Consider the following 18,119-nt stretch of genomic DNA (forward strand, 5'->3'; position numbering starts at 1 on the left):
ATGTATTAAAGCCCGGACATGCGTGGCATGTTATGTACCGTGCCATCCCCAACTTTGACGCCCAGCTTCGCGGCGACTTTTTTTGCAATTATTTCAATATCAAACGCCGCCGCCGATGAGGGGCTGAATTCAAATATTGATTTTTGCGAGGCGTTCGCTTCAATGACGCTTTCATCGCGATGAATGATCCCAAGCAACTGTTCACCCAGCCTCTCTTCCATAAACGCCGTGACGTCACGGCTGATTTGCCGGCGGCTGTCGCTCTGGTTCACCACGAAAAAATGACCATGTTTATGATTGAGCGCCTCGCCGGTCAGGCGGTTATTTTCCACGTGGGGTAGCAGCGACATGGAAGCCGTGTCAGCCATCAGCGTTACCAGGTGAATATCGGCGAGCGGAGTCATCGCCTTGAGCGCCGCAGATGGGCCCGGCGGGAAATCGGCGATAATAACCAGCCCTGGATAGTTGAGCAGCGTACCGAGACCGCGAGCGAGGAAGTGCTCGTCGTTGGCTAATCTGTCTTCAAAATCCACGCGCTGTTGTTCGGTCACTTCGCCATAAGGCAGAACGAACATGTTGCCGCCTGCGCCGAGCACGTACTGACTCCAGTCGTAAGAGTCCGTCGCTTTGGCGACATAGCCGCGCTCATCGGAAAGCGGCACGCCGAAATGCAGGCGCAGCGCATTTTGCACATCAAAATCGAGCGCCAGCACTTTACTGCCAGCCCGGGCCAGCGCATAGGTCAGGTTAGCCGCGAGAGTTGTTTTACCCACGCCTCCCTTGGGGGAACAGACGCAAATTAACGGCATGAAGCAATCCTTTCCAGCAATGATTTTAAGGGCTGATCTTTCTCTTCTTTCTCTGCTTTATCAGCAATAACGGCGGATTTAGATGCAAAGAGGCGAGAGTAGTTGACCGCTTCCGGAGCCTCTGTCCTGACAGGCGGACGAGCAGCGGGCTGCGGTACAGGATCGGCCTGCGGCGTGACGGGACGGATGTCCGGTTCCGGCTTCGCCACCGGGGCTGGAGTGGGTTCAGCCTCCGCGTGCGCGTGCGGGGTCATCTGCGTTGAAACACTCTGCATGATAGATGGCGCACGGGTTTCATGTGGCAGCTCCTGGCTGGACACCATGCGCACTGGCGCTACATCGTGTGGCACAAAGGCATCAGCTGAGACCGGTTGCGGGACGACCTGCGTCACAGAGCCGCCCACGGCCAGGGTGGTTTCTTTTTCAGTCTGAGGAGAGAGCTGATCGAGGATCGCCCAATCCCCACGCTCACGCGAGGCACTTTGGGCAGAGAGATCCTTAAATTCAAGACTTTGCGTGCGTGTTTTGTCCTTAAACCGCTGCAAATCATCATAATGGTTCATAGTAACCCCATGATTCACAAAATATTACGACAATAACTTGCTGTTTTATAACGTATCCATCCAACTACAGCATAGTGTATTTTGTATAAATGTGAACGCTTACCTAATTAAGATAGTAATTACGATCCGCAACTATTAAGCAGGGATTTAATGTGAATAAGCGCTGGTTTATTTCACGCAATATTCACCTGGATTCGTTACCACCGCTATCTTTTTTTATGCCCGGAATGAGCTAAGATTTTTCTACTTTCTTAATCGCGTATAAGCCATACATCATTCTGCTTGTGAATGAATGAGCAAGATAGCCAATTGGGATAGGGTAAATCTGGAGACTAATACTTTTGGATTAACTCTGCGCGTGGAAATTTTTATACATTAACTGAAATTTATTGTTACATTTTATCGGGCTATTACCGTTACCTTTATTAAGGTAATAAAAAAAACCGGAGCACGAGGCTCCGGTTAGTTCTTTCACGCCTTAAGCCTGAGCTTTTTCACCGTTAACGTCCTGGTCAACCGCAAAACAGGCGACCAGCTGTCCGCCGTAGTCTTTGAGCTGCGGTTGAAGCTGCGTGCACGGCCCAAAACGGCGACGGCAGCGCGCGTTAAACGCACAGCCCGGCGGCGGGTTCAGCGGGCTTGGCAGCTCGCCGGTCAGCTTGATGCGCTCGCGGCGCTCATCCGGGTTCAGACGCGGCGTTGCAGAGAGCAGTGCCTGAGTGTACGGATGCTGAGGATTGTTGAAGATCTGATCCTTGGTCCCCTTCTCCACGCAGCGACCGAGGTACATCACCATCACTTCATCGGCGATGTGCTCCACCACCGACAGGTCGTGAGAGATAAAGACGTACGACAGCCCCATATCCTGCTGCAAATCCATCATCAGGTTCAGCACCTGCGCACGCACGGACACGTCGAGCGCAGACACGGGCTCATCGGCGATCACCACGTCCGGGTCGAGCATCAGACCGCGCGCAATGGCGATACGCTGACGCTGGCCGCCGGAGAACATGTGCGGATAGCGGTCGTAGTGCTCGGTTTTCAGGCCCACTTTCGCCATCATTTCCAGCACTTTTTCACGACGCTCTGCCTTACTGAGCGTCGTGTTGATTTGCAGCGGCTCTTCCAGGATCTGGCTCACTTTCTTACGCGGGTTCAGCGAGCCGTACGGGTTCTGGAAGACGATCTGGATTTTCTGACGGCGCAGCTTTTGGGCGTGCGGATCGTGCTTTAACAGATCCTGCCCCTGGTAATACAGCTCACCGCCGGTCGGTACTTCGATCATCGTCAGCAGGCGGCCCAGCGTGGATTTCCCACAGCCTGACTCGCCCACCACCGCCAGCGTTTTACCGCGTTCGAGGGTGAACGATACGCCGTCGAGGGCCTTGACCAGGCGCTCCGGGGCAAACATGCCCTTCTTCACCGGGTAGTGTTTTTTCAGGTCGATAGCCTGCAACAGCGGCTGTTGCGAGGTGGCCTCGTGCGTACTCATAGGGTTGGCCTCCCGGCATCATCGAGTGGGAAGTGGCATTTCGACTGGCGGCCGTTGTCCACCAGGTTCAGTTCAGGTTCTACCGTGCGGCATTTGTCTGTCGCATACGGGCAGCGCGGGTTGAGCAGACAGCCGTTCGGACGGTCATATTTGCCCGGCACCACGCCCGGCAGCGAGGCCAGACGGGCTTTGTCCTGCGCAAACTCCGGCAGCGCACGCAGCAGCGCCTGGGTGTAAGGGTGGCGCGGCGCGCGGAAGATATCCTGCGCGGCCCCGGTTTCCACCACCTGGCCTGCGTACATCACGATAATTTTGTGTGCGGCTTCCGCCACCAGCGCCAGGTCGTGCGTGATCAGCACCAGCGCCATGTTCTCTTTCTGCTGCAGTTCCAGCAGCAGTTCGATGATCTGCGCCTGAATGGTCACGTCCAGCGCCGTTGTTGGCTCATCGGCGATCAGCAACTTCGGACGACAAGCAATCGCCATCGCGATCATCACGCGCTGGCTCATCCCGCCGGAGAGCTGATGCGGGTAAACGTCCAGACGCGATGCCGGGTCAGGAATACCTACCTGATTCAGCAGATCGATGGCCCGCTGACGGCGGGTTTTCTTGTTGCCGCCCTGATGCACCTTAATCGCTTCCATAATCTGGAAACCGACGGTGTAGCACGGGTTGAGGCTGGTCATCGGGTCCTGGAAGATCATCGCCACTTCCGCACCCACCAGCTGGCGGCGCTCTTTCTCGGAAATGCGCTTCAGGTCGCGACCGTTAAACTCCAGCTTTTCCGCCATCACGCGGCCCGGGTAATCAATCAGCCCCATAATCGCCAGCGAGCTGACGGATTTACCGGAGCCTGATTCGCCCACAATACCGACCACTTCGCCCTGCTTTACGCTGTAGCTGATGCGGTCAACGGCGCGAAACGGGGTGCCTTCGTCACCGAAGTGCACCGATAATTTATCTACATTTAATAACGCCATCTCGTGCCTCTTACTGCTTCAGTTTGGGATCCAGCGCGTCACGCAGACCGTCGCCCATCAGGTTAAATGCCAGCACCGTCAGCAGAATCGCAAGACCCGGGAAGGTCACGACCCACCAGGCGCTTTGCGCGAACTGCAACACGTCGGAGAGCATGGTGCCCCACTCCGGTGTTGGCGGCTGCGCACCCATGCCAAGGAAGCCAAGAGCGGCCATATCGAGAATGGCGTTCGAGAAGCCCAGCGACGCCTGAACAATCAGCGGCGCAAGACAGTTTGGGAAAATATTGACGAACATCTGGCGCATCGCACCGGCACCCGCCACGCGGGAAGCAGTGACGTAGTCGCGGTTCACTTCCACCAGCACCGCCGCACGCGTTAAGCGCACGTAGTGAGGCAGCGCCACGAACGTCAGCGCCAGCGCGGCGTTGCCGATGGACGGGCCGAATATCGCGACCAGGACCAACGCCAGCAGCAGGCTCGGCAGCGCCAGCATGATGTCGACGACACGCATGATGATGTTATCAACGATGCCGCCGAAGTAGCCCGCCACCAGGCCAAGGACAACCCCCAGCACCAGCGACAGCACCACCACCAGGCAGCCGACCAGCAGCGACAGGCGCGCACCGTACATCAGACGCGACATCACATCGCGACCCACGTCATCGGTACCGAGCAAATGCGCAAAGCTGCCGCCTTCCTGCCAGAACGGCGGAACCAGCAGCGAATCGCGGAACTGCTCCGCCGGGTTATACGGGGCAATCCAGTTGGCGAAAATGGCGATAAGCATCACCACGACAACATACACCAGCCCGACGACCGCGCCTTTGTTACGTTTAAAATAGTGCCAGAACTCCTGCAGCGGGGTCATAGGCACCGGTGCAGCAACTTTAGTTTCAGTGACTTGTGACATGATGGCCCCTTACTTCCGATGACGAATACGCGGGTTCACCACGCCGTAGAGCAGGTCGACCAGCAGGTTAACGAGGATAATCATCGTCGCCACCAGCAGGACGCCGCCCTGAACAACCGGGTAATCACGGCGCTGCAGGGCATCAATCAGCCAGCGCCCAAGGCCCGGCCAGGAGAAAATCGTTTCGGTCAGAATGGCGCCCGCCAGCAGCGTACCCACCTGCAAACCGATAACGGTAACCACCGGCAGCATCGCGTTACGCAGCGCATGGACGATGATGACGCGCATGCGGGTCAGGCCTTTTGCGCGGGCGGTACGGATGTAGTCTTCGCCGAGCACTTCCAGCATCGCCGAGCGGGTCATACGCACGATCACCGCCAGTGGAATGGTGCCAAGCACGATGGCAGGCAGCACCATGTGCGCCAGTGCGTCAATGAAGTCGCCCTGCTCACCCCAGATGGCGGTATCAATCAGCATAAAGCCGGTTAGCGGCTGGCTGTCATCGAGGAATATCGAATCGCTGATACGTCCGGACACCGGCGCAAGGTTCAGCTGCACGGAGACCAGCATAATAAGCATCATGCCCCACCAGAAAATCGGCATGGAATAGCCCGTCAGCGCCAGACCCACGGCGGTGTGGTCAAAAATGGAACCGCGCTTAACGGCGGCCAGCACGCCCACGGGGATCCCGACGGCGACGGCAAAAATCATGGCGCAAACGCCCAGTTCCAGCGTCGCTTTAAAGCGAGGCACAAACTCGGTCCACACCGGCAGACGGCTCTTCAGCGAAATGCCTAAATCGCCATGAAGAACGCCCCAGATATAATTGACATACTGCTGCCACAGTGGCTTATCCAGACCTAATGCGGCCAGAAGCTGCGCGTGGCGCTCAGGGGAAATACCGCGCTCACCGGCCATGATCATCACCGGGTCGCCGGGGATCATGTGCACAAAGGCAAAGGTAAGCAGGGTAATACCGATAAAGGTCGGGATGACTAATCCCAGTCGTCGGAGGATGAACTGCAACATAACACGTACTCTCTCTCATAACGCACAGCCTGGCGACCGCACGTCGTATTGCTCATCAGACTCGCCCCAATTTGGGGAGAAGAAGCCCGTTCCCTCCCCCAGGGGGGAGAGGGAATCAGGCAAGGTACTTATTATTCGACAGAGACGTTTTCGAAGTGGTGTTTGCCCAACGGATCAACCACATAGCCTTTGACTTCTTTACGCACTGGCTCGTACACGGTGGAGTGAGCGATGATCAGCGCCGGAGCCTGGTCATGCATCACAACCTGAGCCTGCTTGTACAGTTCGATACGCTTGTTGTGATCGTCGGTCGCACGCGCCGGCTGAATCAGGTCTTCAAACGGCTTGTAGCACCAGCGAGAGTAGTTGGAGCCGTCTTTCGCTGCCGCACAGCTGAACAGGGTCGCGAAGAAGTTATCCGGATCCCCGTTGTCACCGGTCCAGCCCATCATCACAGACTGGTGCTCACCGGCTTTCGCACGCTTCAGGTACTCGCCCCACTCGTAGGTCACGATGTTGGCTTTCACGCCCACTTTCGCCCAGTCAGCCTGAATCATCTCAGCCATACGGCGAGCGTTCGGGTTGTACGGACGCTGAACCGGCATCGCCCACAGGTCGATGGTAAAGCCATCGGCGTGGCCCGCTTCTTTCAGCAACGCTTTAGCTTTTTCCGGATCGTAGGTGTAATCCTTCACGTCGTCGTTATAGCCCCACATGGTTGGTGGGATCAGGTTCTTGGCAGCAACGCCTGCACCCTGATAAACGGCTTTGATGATCGCTTCTTTATTTACTGCGTAGGTCAGTGCCTGACGGACTTTCACTTCATCCAGCGGTTTCTTCTCAGTGTTGAAGGAGAGGTAACCCACGTTCAGACCCGCCTGCGACAGCAGGTTGATGTTTTTGTCCTGCTTCATGCGAGCGATGTCAGCCGGGTTCGGGTACGGCATAACCTGGCACTCGTTTTTCTGCAGCTTGGCGTAGCGCACGGAAGCATCTGGGGTGATGGAGAAGACCAGACGATCGATCTGTGGCTTGGTGCCCCAGTAGCCCGGGAAGGCTTTGTACAGAATACGGGAGTCTTTCTGGTACTGCAGCAGCTGGAATGGACCGGTACCGATTGGGTTCAGGTCAACTTTCTCCGGCGTACCGGCTTTCAGCATGTTGTCAGCATATTCTTTGGACAGAATGGACGCGAAGTCCATCGCCAGATCCGCGAGGAACGGCGCTTCCGGACGGGTCAGCACGAACTGGACTGTCTTATCGTCCACTTTCTTCACTTCGCTGATCAGATCCGGCAGGCCCATGCCTTCAAAGTATTCGTAGCTGCCGCCAGAGACTTTGTGGAACGGGTTTTTGTCGTTCTTCTGACGATCGAAGGAGAAGACGATGTCGTCAGCATTCAGATCGCGGGTCGGTTTGAAATCTTTGTTGTCCTGCCACTTCACGCCCTGACGCAGGTGGAAGGTGTAGGTTTTGCCATCTTCGCTGACTTCCCACTTCTCAGCCAGGCCTGGAATGATTTCGGTAGTACCGGTTTTGAATTCGACCAGACGGTTATAGATTGGCACCGAGCTGGCGTCGTAGGTTGTACCAGAGGTAAACAGCTGTGGGTTAAAGCCTTCCGGCGAGCCTTCAGAACAGTAAACCAGGGTTTTGGCCTGCACGCTTGCTGCCACGGTCAATGCCACCAGGCTGAGACCAAGCTTCAGCATCCCTGACTTTTTCAAGGAAATACTCATTATTCTGCTCCAAATGTGATGTTTGTTTGTTGTGTATTTCCGCCAGGCCTTTATATGTTTTTTACCCGGTCTGGTCGGTAGTGCCCGAAGGCGTTAAAAGGGTTGGAGATTCCTTTCAGAAGAGCGGCTGAGTAGCAGCGCAGATTCTCCCTGAAATGCCCCTCATGCCCTACAATCTGTCAACAAGATGTGCAAACGTCAATACAGGTAACCGGGATTTACATCAGCGGTGAGAAACCACTGACAAAGATTAAAAAAACTTCGACAGGGTATTTTCAGCAGGGAAATTTATGCTACGCGCTTAACAGCAGCACAATCATCTTCACACCTTGCAATAACCAGTGATTAACAATCGAGCGATTTCTTGAAAATTTCTGGCAGAATGGCGATTATCTGAGCGATTAATAGCGTGAACGTTAAAACGCACAGGTGAAAATGCTGAGCTTATCCATAAGAAACGCAAGATTTCAGCTTATCAAATATAAAAAAATACAATGGAATATGTCACAAAACGGTGAGCTGATGGCGGGAAATGGGGTGAGTTGGGGATTTTTGGGGGTTTGCGCTTTTGGCTTTCGAGTGGCCTGCTGCGCCCTCCCACGGAGAAGAAGAAGTACTTCCAAAAACCTGCCCTGCCCAGTTCCCTCGTCCCTCCGGGGAGAGGGTTAGGGAGAGGGGCAACTCTCTGCAGCCTGATGCCCTCTCCCCGACCCTCTCCCACAGGGAGAGGGAGAAAGAAGAAAGCGCCAAATGCAAAAAGGCCTGCTTAAAAGAGCAGGCCTTTCGAATGTGGTCGGCGAGAGAGGATGACTCACCACTGCGTGGCTCGCCCTGCGGGCCGTTGCTGAAGCAACGTTCTTTCGCTGCGCTCGAGTCGAACCTCCGACCCCGGAGCTTCTCATCCTCATAAACGACAGACGAAAAAAAACCTGCTTAAAAAAGCAGGTTTTTCGAATGTGGTCGGCGAGAGAGGATTCGAACCTCCGACCCACTGGTCCCAAACCAGTTGCGCTACCAAGCTGCGCTACTCGCCGAATGCGGAGCGCATCTTACTGCTGCGATGCTACCCCGTCAATCCCTTTTCAGCAAAAGCCAGTCCGATCGGCGATAAACTCGCCAGCCCGCTACTGACCCTGTTTCGGAACGTGGCACCAGTTGTTGTTCTCGTTGATCCCACCATTTGGTGAGGTGTAGCCAAGGCAGCCCATAATGGTGTCGTAAAGCTCTACGTGGCGACGCGGAATCTTCATATCCGCTTCTTTCTTCAGCTGCTCAAACGCCTGCTGATGAGCCGGGTTTTCAAGATACTTATCGGACATCCACATCAGCATCGGCACACGGAACTGCTCAGGCGGCGCGAGCTTGCGTGGAGTGCCGTGCAGGTGCTCATGTTCATTTATCGATTCACCGTGGTCGGCGGCGTAGAAAACAATGGCTTTCTTATCGCGCAGCTGGTCAAACACGCGGCTGATAAACGTGTCGACATACAGCACAGAGTTATCGTAGGTGTTGATAAGCTCCTCCTTGCTGCACTCTTTGTTGATCCCAGTACACTCAGGCCGCCATTTGGCGAAATCCCGGGTGTAGCGCTGATAGTAGCTCCAGTGCGAGCCCTTGGTATGCAGAATAATGAGATGCTTTCCTTGCGGGTGATTTTGCAGCGACTGGGAGACTTCACTCAGCAACAGCTTGTCGTCCACGTCTTTGCCACGGTTGCGCGGTTCGGCGCTAATCTGCTCGCGGTAGGCGATGTTATCGGCCATGGTATTGCTGTAGAACCAAATTTCACTCTGCATGGCGAACAGGTCTGAGCTGAAGCCCAGCTGCTTGAGAACCGCAAAGACGTTCTGCTCCTTCAGGGTTCGCTGAGGGTTATCTTCGGCCCCACCCTCGCGCACAAACATACAGCGCAGCGACAGTTTGGTTGCGGTATCACACGATGACCCACGATAAGCAATCAGGTTTTTCTCCTGTGCCAGCTTCGGCGTGGTGTCGCGGTCATAACCCAGAATCCCCATGTGATCCCAGCGGGTCGTTTCGCCGATGATGAACACCACATAGGTATCATCCAGCTCATGACCCGGCGCCACATAGGTGAACTTTTTAGCCGGGTTGATCAGGGATTTGTTATCGGTTGATTCATCAACCTGTGCCCAGGCATACAGCCCCAGCGCAGAGAGCCAGTTCGAGGGCAGATAAGAGTTCGCCACCACGCCACCGTAGCTTGGCATGTCCATTCCGATAACTTTCTCATAGTGCCTTTGCGCTCGCTCCATAACCCGAATCGGTGCCCAGACCAGCAGGCCCGCCATCAGCACCACGGCGAGATTGCGCACGCGCTGGCCGCGGGTACGAAGCTGGCGCAGTAGCGTATAGCGGCAGCGGTTGCTCCAGATGAAGAACAGCGGCGGCAGGCTCGCCAGCACGGTCCACATCATCAGGCCACGGCCCACCACTTCTTTGGATAAATCGATATCCGTGGTCATGACCGAGGCCACAATGCCGTAGCCAATCACCACGTTCATAAAGGTCATGTAATAACTGGCCGCGGCGGAAATCACCACCACCAGCGAGGCTAGCACTTGCCAGGCACGGCGGCCAAACAGCGAAAGCAGGCGCAGCAGGAAGAAAGTCGCGAGGACCGAACCAAAGATTTCTATAACGGCGAAAATTCCGTTTCTGACCGTCAAATCTTCGAAATAGCCCATCAGGCGTCTGACGAGTACGGCGCCGTTCAGGAACAGGCCGATATAGATCGCAAGGAACAGACACAGCCGTTGTTGCGTTAACGATTTAATATAATTCATGCAAGCAAACCCTGGGAAAAGGGGCACAAAAAACCGACTTATCCATCGGAATGACGGTAAGTAGATTAAGGAATCGCATAAGGAACAGTTATAAGAAACGTCTATAAGCGCGACAAGTAGACCATGAGAGGCGGGAAAAGTGTCAGCAGGAAATGCGATCGGGAGCAATTTTTACAAAAATAATGCCCCCGGTTGAAGATTTATTCCGCTGATGGATTACCTATCAGCGGAACATCGCCGTATCAGGCGTGTGCCTGGGCCAGCACTTCGCGATTCGGCTGGCGAATGGTGCTGGAAAGCGCCAGGGAGAGGATAAGCAGCGCGAAGATCACGCAGAAAGTCACGTAGAACCCGCCAAACAGCGACGCAATAATCGATCCACAGATACTGCCGATGCCGAAGCCGAGATAAATCACGCCGTAGTTTTTCGCCAGGTTGTTCAGGCCGAAGAACTCACTCACCAGCGACGGGAATACGGTAATGGTGCCACCGAAGTTAAAGGCCACGCAGGCAATTGCGGCGAAGAAGCTTACCGCATTCAGTGGGGCAAACAGCAGCGCCGCCATACCCACCAGCGAAATCACCTGACCAATGGTAATCACGCGGATACGGGCAATTTTATCGGACAGAATACCGAGCACCAGGCGTCCGCTCAGGTTAGCGATGGAAATCACCGTCACCGCATTCGCCGCGGTCATCACGTCCAGGTGCACCATGCCCTGCGCAATATCTTTCGCCACACCAATCACGTACAGGCCGCTCATGCAGGCGGTCAGGAACATCACCGCCAGCATCCAGTACTGCGGCTTACGCATCGACTGCGCCAGGGTGAAATCATTTTCCACCACGCCGTTGAGCGTTTTCACTTCCTGCTTCGGCGCGTCTTTCATCAGCGTAGAACCGAAGACGATCATCACCAGCACAATCGCGCCCCAGATCATAAATGTCTTCTCAAGGCCCACGCTCGCCAGCAATTGGCTGTCAATAAACTTAAAGCCGAGGCTGCCAAGGCCATACGCGCCGATGGAGAATGCTGAAATCAGCCCTTTGCGCTCCGGGAACCACTTCACGCAGTTGGAGAGGGTCAGAAGATAGCCCGCGCCGTCCGCCAGGCCAACCAGCACCCCCGCGCTCAGCCACAGCATCATCAGGTTATTCGCATGCGCCGTCAGGAAAAAGCCCACGCCGAGCAGAATACCGGAGACCATGGTGACGCGCTTCACGCCAAAGCGTTCCTGCAACTTACCGGCCACCGAGGAAGAAATCGCCAGGCCGAGGCTCAGCAAACCAAAGGAAAACGCCACCTGGCTCACGGGCTCATCGAGCTTGGCTGAAAGCGCGCCGTTAAACAGGCTCCAGGTGTAAACCGAACCCAGTGCGAACTGGGTAATGATGGTCCCGAACAGCGTCAGCCAGCGGGTAGAAGGACGGATTGCAGCGTTCATCGCAGAGTTGCCTTATCAAGATTAACTGCTGCTTAAAATAGCGAAGTGCATTTCACTGCAGGTTAAAAAAGGCATGAACTGCCGTCAGTGCGGAATGAAATGCACTAAAAGCAGAATGAATGGCATTGCCGAAAAAGGAAAAGCAGAAACGTGAGCAGTCACTATCGCGCCAGAATGCGCCACCATTGTGATCAAACAGAAATAGCGATGTACTGAAAACGATCGTTAAATGTTAAAAACGCGCACTCACGCCCATCACATAGAGGTAGTTCGCTCCTTCGGCCATATTGTCCGCCTGGGATAACGAAGCATAGGCTGCAACGTGCTGATTCAACAGCATATCCGCCCCAACGGTGACATCGACCCAGTTACCGTCCTGGGTGGTGGACGGCGTCCGGTTCAGGCCCGACTGGGACTTCCACTGATTCTCGCCAAACTGCTGGTTGTAGCTAATCTGCGCCCAGGGATGGACGCCCCAAAGCGGCTGAGAATCAAAACGCCAGCCGAGCGTGCTGATGCTGGCATGCCACATCGGATCGGTCAGCGCCGTGGTGCTGGTCCCACTGTCGCCAAATTCGTTCCAGATTGAGGTTGCAGAGCCATCATAATGCCAGCTCGCCACCGGCCCGGTGGAAAACAGTGCACTCAGCGGCATATTCCATCCCACGCTTAAGGTGCGTGTCGTATCCAGCGGTGTATCATCGGGCTGATTCATGGCGATGCCAGGCTGCATTTGCGCCGCACTGATGCGCTCGGCAAGAATATCGTTATAACGCGGTTGGTGATCGCTATCCCAGGTATAGCGTTCCGCCGTATTACTTTGGGCATCAGAAACGATATATTCCTGTTGCCAGGCAATGGCGGGTGCCGCCAGAGACATCCACACAAAAACAGAAGCCGGGTAGACACAACCCCGAAAGCCATTGCATTTCTTAATAATCATTTTTGCGACTCCGACAGAGCCGAACCCGGCATTGTTGTTATGATTTTTTACGCGACTGCGTATTACTAAATATTGTCATTTTATTTCTGTCGTCAAGGCAGGTTGCACATTTCTTCATCGACATCAAAAAGTGGGAGAATCAGATGGAACGTTGCGGTTGGGTGAGTACAGATCCGCTTTACAGGGATTACCACGATAACGAATGGGGCGTTGTTCAGCGGGATAGCCAGAAGCTGTTTGAAATGATCTGCCTCGAAGGCCAGCAGGCGGGGCTTTCGTGGATAACGGTGCTGAAAAAACGGGAAAATTATCGCGAAGCCTTCCACCACTTCGACCCGATCAAAGTGGCGGCGATGACCGAAGACGATGTTGAGCAACAGGTGCAAAACGCCGGGATCATTCGCCATCGCGGGAAAATTCAGGCCATTATTGGCAACGCGCGTGCCTTTTTAGCGATGCAGGCCAACGGCGAGGACTTTACCGATTTCGTCTGGTCGTTTGTCGATAATCAGCCACAAATCCGTCACGCCGCCAGCCTGTCGGAGATCCCCACCAGCACGCCCGCCTCAGATGCCTTGTCAAAAGCGCTGAAAAAACGCGGCTTCAAGTTCGTGGGCACCACTATCTGTTACTCCTTTATGCAGGCCTGCGGGCTGGTCAATGACCACGTCACCAGCTGCTTCTGCTACTCCGGAGGCGAGGATGATCCGCAAATGGCAAAGTAACGACCGCAGCCCTTTGCTGAAGCTGTGGCTTGAAAGCACCATTTACGCACATCCCTTTATCGACGAAGGCTACTGGCACGAAAGCGAAGCGCTGGTGCGCGACGTCTATTTCCCCTCGGCGCACACCTGGGTATGGGAAGAAGAAAGTGAAGTGAAAGGCTTTATCAGCGTGATGGATCAGCGCTTTATCGGGGCGCTGTTTGTCGCCCCGCAGAGTATCGGGCACGGCATTGGCCGGGCGCTGCTCACGTTTATCTGCGATCGCTACCCGGACTTAAGCCTTGAGGTGTATCAGAAGAACAGCCGGGCGGTGAATTTCTACCATGCGCAGGGTTTTCGTATTGAAGACAGCGCATGGCAGGATGACACACAACAGCCGACCTGGCTTATGCGCTGGCAGGCGGATCGAATGCTGTAAGCGGCAGCACCGGCCCGCTGTATTTCTCAAGCCACACCAGCGCCGTGTTTCCCGCGCAGCCGTTCCCCAGCTTCGAGCTGGGAATGTCTTTGGTCAGCACGTTCACCGCGCCGTTTTTGCACAGCCCACCCGCACTGCGGTCCAGATCCGGCCATGCACCTTCGTGCAGGCAAATCACCCCCGGACGAATGCCTTCGGTGACAACGGCTCCGGCCAGCACCTGTCCGCGCCCGTTCCAGACTCGAACCAAATCGCCGTCGTTTATTCCCCGCGCGTGCGCGTCTTCAGGATGCAGCGTCAAAGGCTCACGGTTTGCCACGGCATATTTCTCACGCAGGGAAGTGTGATTGAGTTGGCTGTGAAGACGGTGCGCCGGGTGCGCCGACAGCAGCTGGAGCTGCCCGGACTGGGCATTGCCGTGCCACTCGTCAGGCTCAAGCCACGTCGGGTGTCCCGGACAGTCGGCATAGCCAAACCCGGCGATGCGCTGCGAGAAGATCTCAATTTTGCCGCTGTCGGTTTTCAGCGGATTGGCCAACGGATCTTCCCGGAATGCCGCAAACCGAATGAACTGCGCGTTCTGCTCGCTCTCTGGCATTTCAATCAGCTGATTGGCCTCCCAGAATTCATGGAACGGCGGCAGAGTGACCTGCTGGCTAGCCCCGCGCTGCCCGGCAATGTCGTAGAAGGTTTCCAGCCATTCGAGATCGCTTTTCCCCTCGGTAAAACGCTCGTAGCCGCCCTCTTCCCAGCGCTCGCAGAGATCGGCGAAGACCGCCAAGTCATCCCTCGCCTCGTCGCGCGGGGGCACCACCCGCTTCATCGGCACCAGATGCTGGTTGCTGTAGTCGCCGGTCATGGTCAAATCATTGCGCTCGAACGAGGTCGTCGCCGGTAAGACAATATCCGCATGGCGCGCGGCTGCGGTCCAGAAGCATTCGGAAATAACCACCAGCTCCGGTTTTTGCCAGGCGCGGATCAGGCGGTTGGTGTCCTGATGATGGGTAAAGTTGGCCCCGCCGCACCACCAGACGAAGCGGATATCAGGGAAGTGCCTGTCCATGCCATTGTGCTGATACGGCGCGCCAGGGCTTTCCAGCGCTTCAACAATGCGCGCCACCGGAATTTTATCGACGGCATCCGTCCCGCCCTTCACGCTGCCCTGCATTGAGGCCAGCACCGCTGCACGGCGCGTTGGGTTGCCGCCGTTGGCGAAATGATATGAAAGGCCGAAGCCGCCGCCCGGTGTACCGATTTGCCCGAGCATCGCCGCCAGCGTCACCAGCATCCAGTGCTTCTGCTCGCCGAACTGCTGGCGCTGCATACCCCAGCCGGACATCAGCATGGTGGTGTTTTCATGGAACAGTTTCGCCAACTCGCGGATTTTGGCCGCCTCAACGCCGCAAATTTCCGCCGCCCACTCGGCGGTTTTGGCCACGCCGTCGCGCTCGCCCGTCAGATATTCGGCAAACTCTTCATAGCCTGTCGTACAGCGTGCCAGGAACTCTGTATCCTGCCAGCCGTTTTCTGCCAGGGTATGCGCAATGCCCAGCATCAGCGCCACATCGGTGCCCATGTGCGGGGCAATCCACTCCATTGCATCACCAAAGAAATCAACGGTTTCCGATCGCATTGGATCGATGCAGATCAGCCGTTTACCGCTGCGGCGTAGCTTGTCGAAAAAGGTAATGCCCTGCTCGTCGGAGGCGTTCCAGGCGATTTTCAGCGTGTTGAGCGGGTTGGCGCTCCACAGCACCACAACGTCGGTATGTTCCAGAATCATCGGCCAGCTTGTCTGCTGCTGATAGACCTCATTGCCGCCGACCACGTAAGGCATAATCGCCTGCGCAGCGCCGGTAGAGTAATCACCCAGATGCCCGGTATAGCCGCCCGCAAGGCTCATATAGCGTTGCAGCAGCGTCGCAGCTTTGTGTAACACGCCGTTTGAACGCCAGCCGTAGGAACCTGCAAAAATCGACGACGGGCCGTAGCTCTTCCGAATACGCTGATGCTGCGTATGAATCAGGTTCAGCGCATCATCCCAGCTCACCCGCACAAACTCATCTTCCCCACGTACGCCCTGCGGAGAGCCTGGCGAAGCCAAAAAGCCTTTGCGCACCATCGGGTAACGCACGCGCGTTTTGCTGTGCACCTGGTCGCGCACCGCGCTTTGCAGCGAGTTCTCAAACGTTCCGGAAAGCGCGCCACGCGAGCCCAGCACAGTATCGCCATCGGTTTCGACCAGCATCGGTCCCCAGTGGGCGGCGGTCAGAACGGTTTTTGTTGCAGATGAGTTGGCCAAAACAGGCTCCTGTTTACAGATGCAGGTGTTGCGACGCCGATTTTTTCGTCAGCGTTCAATTTATTTACATATTTAAGAATTGCCTTTGGAATTTTCCACGCAATCACGCGTCATAATCAACCGCCACGTCCGTCGTGGCAAAGAATAAAAAGGATTAAGGAAATAAGATGAAAAAACGCGTAATCGTGATTGCTGCTATGGTCAGCGGCGCACTGGCCCTTTCCGGCTGTACCACCAACCCTTACACCGGCGAGCGTGAAGCGGGTAAATCCGGCATCGGCGCAGGCATTGGCGCGCTGGCGGGCGCGGGTATCGGCATGCTGTCGTCATCGAAAAAAGATCGCGGCAAAGGCGCGCTGATTGGTGCCGCAGCGGGTGCGGCCGTCGGCGGCGGCGTAGGCTATTACATGGACGTGCAGGAAGCGAAGCTGCGCGAAAAAATGCAGGGCACCGGCGTCAGCGTCACCCGTAACGGCGACAACATCGTGCTGAACATGCCGAACAACGTCACCTTCGACAGCAGCAGCGCCAACCTGAAACCGGCGGGTGCCAACACCCTGACCGGCGTGGCGATGGTGCTTAAAGAGTACGAAAAAACCGCCGTCAACGTGGTGGGCTACACCGACAGCACCGGCGGCCAGGAGCTGAACATGCGCTTGTCTCAGCAGCGCGCGGAGTCCGTTGCCAGCTCGCTGATTACCCAGGGCGTGGCATCTAACCGCATTCGCACCAGCGGTATGGGCCCGGCGAACCCAATCGCCAGCAACAGCACGGCGGAAGGCAAAGCGCAGAACCGTCGCGTGGAAATTACCCTCAGTCCACTGCAGTAAGTCTTTATCACCCGGCGGCCTTCGGTGGCCGGGTACTTTTCCTCACCCCTAAAATATGGACTGGCATTTCATTCCTGTGTTGGCTTACTCTGATTGCTAGCTTGCTAATCAACGGAGAGAAGTCATGAAGCCGCCCGTTATTCTCTATAAAGCCTTACCCCAGGATTTACAGCAGCGCCTCGAGTCCCACTTCACGGTCACCGTTTTGCCCGATATCAGCCCCGGTACGGTTCAGAAGCATACCGACACTTTTAAGCAAGCTGTTGGCCTGCTTGGCTCCAGCGAAACCGTTGATGCGGCACTGCTGGAGAGCATGCCCGCGCTGCGAGCGGCGTCCACCATTTCCGTAGGCTATGACACTTATGACGTCAGCGCGCTGAACGCCCGCAAAGTGCTGCTGATGCACACGCCCACCGCGCTGACCGAAACCGTCGCCGACACGCTGATGGCCCTGATTCTGAGCAGCGCCCGGCGGGTGGTTGAAGTGGCAGAGCGCGTGAAAGCGGGCGAATGGACGAAGGGCATCGGCCCGGACTGGTTCGGCACTGACGTTCACCATAAAACCATCGGCATCGTCGGCATGGGGCGCATTGGCCTGGCCCTGGCGCAGCGCGCGCATTTTGGCTTCGGCATGCCGGTGCTCTACAATGCGCGCCGTCAGCACAAAGAGGCGGAAGAGCGCTTCAACGCGCGCCACTGTGACCTCGACACGCTATTACAGGAAGCGGATTTTGTTTGCTCGATTCTGCCGCTGACCGAGGAAACCCGTCACCTGTTCGGCGCAGAGGAGTTCCGCAAAATGAAACAATCGGCGATTTTCATCAACGCAGGCCGTGGCCCGGTGGTGGACGAGCAGGCGCTGATTAACGCGCTGAAAAACGGTGACATTCATGCCGCAGGACTGGACGTTTTCGAGCAGGAGCCGCTGCCGGTGTCCTCTGAGCTGCTGAAGCTGCCAAACGTGGTGGCCCTGCCGCACATCGGTTCCGCGACCCATGAAACGCGCTATGCGATGGCAGAAACGGCGGTGGATAACCTGATAAATGCCCTGAACGGGGAAGTGGAAAAGAACTGCGTCAATCCGCAGGTTCTTTAAGAGGGAATTGCCCGGCGGCACTGCGTTTGCC

15 protein-coding genes, 1 tRNA gene and 1 other RNA gene are annotated in these 18,119 nt (G+C 56.1%); 4 read left to right on the plus strand and 13 right to left on the minus strand.

Features of this window, described 5'->3' with window-relative positions; translation table 11 throughout:
• Nucleotides 1-5: 5 nt before the first annotated feature.
• The 12 genes from bcsQ to CRO87_RS07480 form a co-directional block, all read right to left on the minus strand.
• On the minus strand, nucleotides 6-809 hold the full coding sequence (gene bcsQ, locus CRO87_RS07425; RefSeq protein ID WP_097162306.1) for a cellulose biosynthesis protein BcsQ: 804 nt from the start codon (nucleotides 807-809) through the stop codon (nucleotides 6-8).
• Nucleotides 800-1,372, minus strand: coding sequence for a cellulose biosynthesis protein BcsO (gene bcsO / locus CRO87_RS07430; protein ID WP_097162307.1), 573 nt, complete (start codon nucleotides 1,370-1,372; stop codon nucleotides 800-802). Before bcsO ends, bcsQ begins: the two co-directional genes overlap by 10 nt.
• 478 nt (nucleotides 1,373-1,850) lie before the next feature.
• Nucleotides 1,851-2,864, minus strand: coding sequence for a dipeptide ABC transporter ATP-binding subunit DppF (dppF, locus tag CRO87_RS07435; RefSeq protein WP_097162308.1), 1,014 nt, complete (start codon nucleotides 2,862-2,864; stop codon nucleotides 1,851-1,853).
• Nucleotides 2,861-3,844 carry a dipeptide ABC transporter ATP-binding protein gene (gene dppD, locus CRO87_RS07440; protein ID WP_097162309.1) on the minus strand — a complete coding sequence of 328 codons (984 nt, stop codon included), beginning with the start codon at nucleotides 3,842-3,844 and terminating at the stop codon, nucleotides 2,861-2,863. Before dppD ends, dppF begins: the two co-directional genes overlap by 4 nt.
• A 10-nt stretch (nucleotides 3,845-3,854) precedes the next feature.
• Nucleotides 3,855-4,754, minus strand: a complete 900-nt coding sequence (gene dppC / locus CRO87_RS07445; RefSeq protein ID WP_097162310.1) for a dipeptide ABC transporter permease DppC — start codon at nucleotides 4,752-4,754, stop codon at nucleotides 3,855-3,857.
• A gap of 9 nt (nucleotides 4,755-4,763) precedes the next feature.
• A complete protein-coding gene (dppB, locus tag CRO87_RS07450; RefSeq protein WP_097162311.1) occupies nucleotides 4,764-5,783 on the minus strand; it encodes a dipeptide ABC transporter permease DppB in 1,020 nt (339 codons plus the stop codon).
• Nucleotides 5,784-5,914: 131 nt separating this feature from the next.
• Complete coding sequence (gene dppA, locus CRO87_RS07455) at nucleotides 5,915-7,522, minus strand: dipeptide ABC transporter periplasmic-binding protein DppA (RefSeq protein WP_097162312.1); 1,608 nt, start codon at nucleotides 7,520-7,522, stop codon at nucleotides 5,915-5,917.
• A gap of 790 nt (nucleotides 7,523-8,312) precedes the next feature.
• Nucleotides 8,313-8,444: non-coding RNA, RtT sRNA (locus tag CRO87_RS07460), on the minus strand.
• A gap of 35 nt (nucleotides 8,445-8,479) precedes the next feature.
• Nucleotides 8,480-8,556 (minus strand) — tRNA-Pro (locus tag CRO87_RS07465).
• 90 nt (nucleotides 8,557-8,646) lie between these two features.
• On the minus strand, nucleotides 8,647-10,329 hold the full coding sequence (eptB, locus tag CRO87_RS07470; RefSeq protein WP_097162313.1) for a kdo(2)-lipid A phosphoethanolamine 7''-transferase: 1,683 nt from the start codon (nucleotides 10,327-10,329) through the stop codon (nucleotides 8,647-8,649).
• 242 nt (nucleotides 10,330-10,571) lie between these two features.
• Nucleotides 10,572-11,774: an MFS transporter gene (locus tag CRO87_RS07475; protein WP_097162314.1), complete on the minus strand. Its 1,203-nt coding sequence runs from the start codon at nucleotides 11,772-11,774 to the stop codon at nucleotides 10,572-10,574.
• Between the two features lie 232 nt (nucleotides 11,775-12,006).
• Complete coding sequence (locus CRO87_RS07480) at nucleotides 12,007-12,654, minus strand: autotransporter domain-containing protein (protein ID WP_255252496.1); 648 nt, start codon at nucleotides 12,652-12,654, stop codon at nucleotides 12,007-12,009.
• 206 nt (nucleotides 12,655-12,860) lie between these two features.
• On the opposite strand from CRO87_RS07480, the gene tag reads away from it, so the two are divergent.
• A complete protein-coding gene (gene tag / locus CRO87_RS07485) occupies nucleotides 12,861-13,442 on the plus strand; it encodes a DNA-3-methyladenine glycosylase I (protein WP_097162316.1) in 582 nt (193 codons plus the stop codon).
• Entirely contained in the window at nucleotides 13,420-13,860 is a 441-nt protein-coding gene (locus tag CRO87_RS07490; RefSeq protein ID WP_097162317.1) for an N-acetyltransferase, read from the plus strand. The genes tag and CRO87_RS07490 overlap by 23 nt, the downstream gene beginning before the upstream one ends.
• On the opposite strand, the gene CRO87_RS07495 is transcribed toward CRO87_RS07490, so the two are convergent.
• Entirely contained in the window at nucleotides 13,829-16,162 is a 2,334-nt protein-coding gene (locus CRO87_RS07495; RefSeq protein ID WP_097162318.1) for a molybdopterin guanine dinucleotide-containing S/N-oxide reductase, read from the minus strand. The two genes, CRO87_RS07490 and CRO87_RS07495, sit on opposite strands and share 32 nt — an antisense overlap.
• 167 nt (nucleotides 16,163-16,329) lie before the next feature.
• On the opposite strand from CRO87_RS07495, the gene CRO87_RS07500 reads away from it, so the two are divergent.
• Together CRO87_RS07500 and ghrB are read left to right on the plus strand one after the other, a co-directional pair.
• Nucleotides 16,330-16,992: an OmpA family lipoprotein gene (locus CRO87_RS07500; protein ID WP_097162319.1), complete on the plus strand. Its 663-nt coding sequence runs from the start codon at nucleotides 16,330-16,332 to the stop codon at nucleotides 16,990-16,992.
• Nucleotides 16,993-17,116: 124 nt separating this feature from the next.
• Nucleotides 17,117-18,088, plus strand: coding sequence for a glyoxylate/hydroxypyruvate reductase GhrB (gene ghrB, locus CRO87_RS07505; RefSeq protein WP_097162320.1), 972 nt, complete (start codon nucleotides 17,117-17,119; stop codon nucleotides 18,086-18,088).
• Nucleotides 18,089-18,119: the final 31 nt, after the last annotated feature.

Source organism: Enterobacter sp. CC120223-11, from assembly GCF_900215375.1.
In the GTDB taxonomy this organism is placed as follows: domain Bacteria; phylum Pseudomonadota; class Gammaproteobacteria; order Enterobacterales; family Enterobacteriaceae; genus Scandinavium.

Coding starts and splice junctions, on each gene's coding strand:
- bcsQ (WP_097162306.1), bottom strand. CDS start 809: ATGCCGTTAATTTGCGTCTGTTCCCCCAAGGGAGGCGTGGGTAAAACA.
- bcsO (WP_097162307.1), bottom strand. CDS start 1,372: ATGAACCATTATGATGATTTGCAGCGGTTTAAGGACAAAACACGCACG.
- dppF (WP_097162308.1), bottom strand. CDS start 2,864: ATGAGTACGCACGAGGCCACCTCGCAACAGCCGCTGTTGCAGGCTATC.
- dppD (WP_097162309.1), bottom strand. CDS start 3,844: ATGGCGTTATTAAATGTAGATAAATTATCGGTGCACTTCGGTGACGAA.
- dppC (WP_097162310.1), bottom strand. CDS start 4,754: ATGTCACAAGTCACTGAAACTAAAGTTGCTGCACCGGTGCCTATGACC.
- dppB (WP_097162311.1), bottom strand. CDS start 5,783: ATGTTGCAGTTCATCCTCCGACGACTGGGATTAGTCATCCCGACCTTT.
- dppA (WP_097162312.1), bottom strand. CDS start 7,522: ATGAGTATTTCCTTGAAAAAGTCAGGGATGCTGAAGCTTGGTCTCAGC.
- eptB (WP_097162313.1), bottom strand. CDS start 10,329: ATGAATTATATTAAATCGTTAACGCAACAACGGCTGTGTCTGTTCCTT.
- CRO87_RS07475 (WP_097162314.1), bottom strand. CDS start 11,774: ATGAACGCTGCAATCCGTCCTTCTACCCGCTGGCTGACGCTGTTCGGG.
- CRO87_RS07480 (WP_255252496.1), bottom strand. CDS start 12,654: ATGTCTCTGGCGGCACCCGCCATTGCCTGGCAACAGGAATATATCGTT.
- tag (WP_097162316.1), top strand. CDS start 12,861: ATGGAACGTTGCGGTTGGGTGAGTACAGATCCGCTTTACAGGGATTAC.
- CRO87_RS07490 (WP_097162317.1), top strand. CDS start 13,420: ATGATCCGCAAATGGCAAAGTAACGACCGCAGCCCTTTGCTGAAGCTG.
- CRO87_RS07500 (WP_097162319.1), top strand. CDS start 16,330: ATGAAAAAACGCGTAATCGTGATTGCTGCTATGGTCAGCGGCGCACTG.
- ghrB (WP_097162320.1), top strand. CDS start 17,117: ATGAAGCCGCCCGTTATTCTCTATAAAGCCTTACCCCAGGATTTACAG.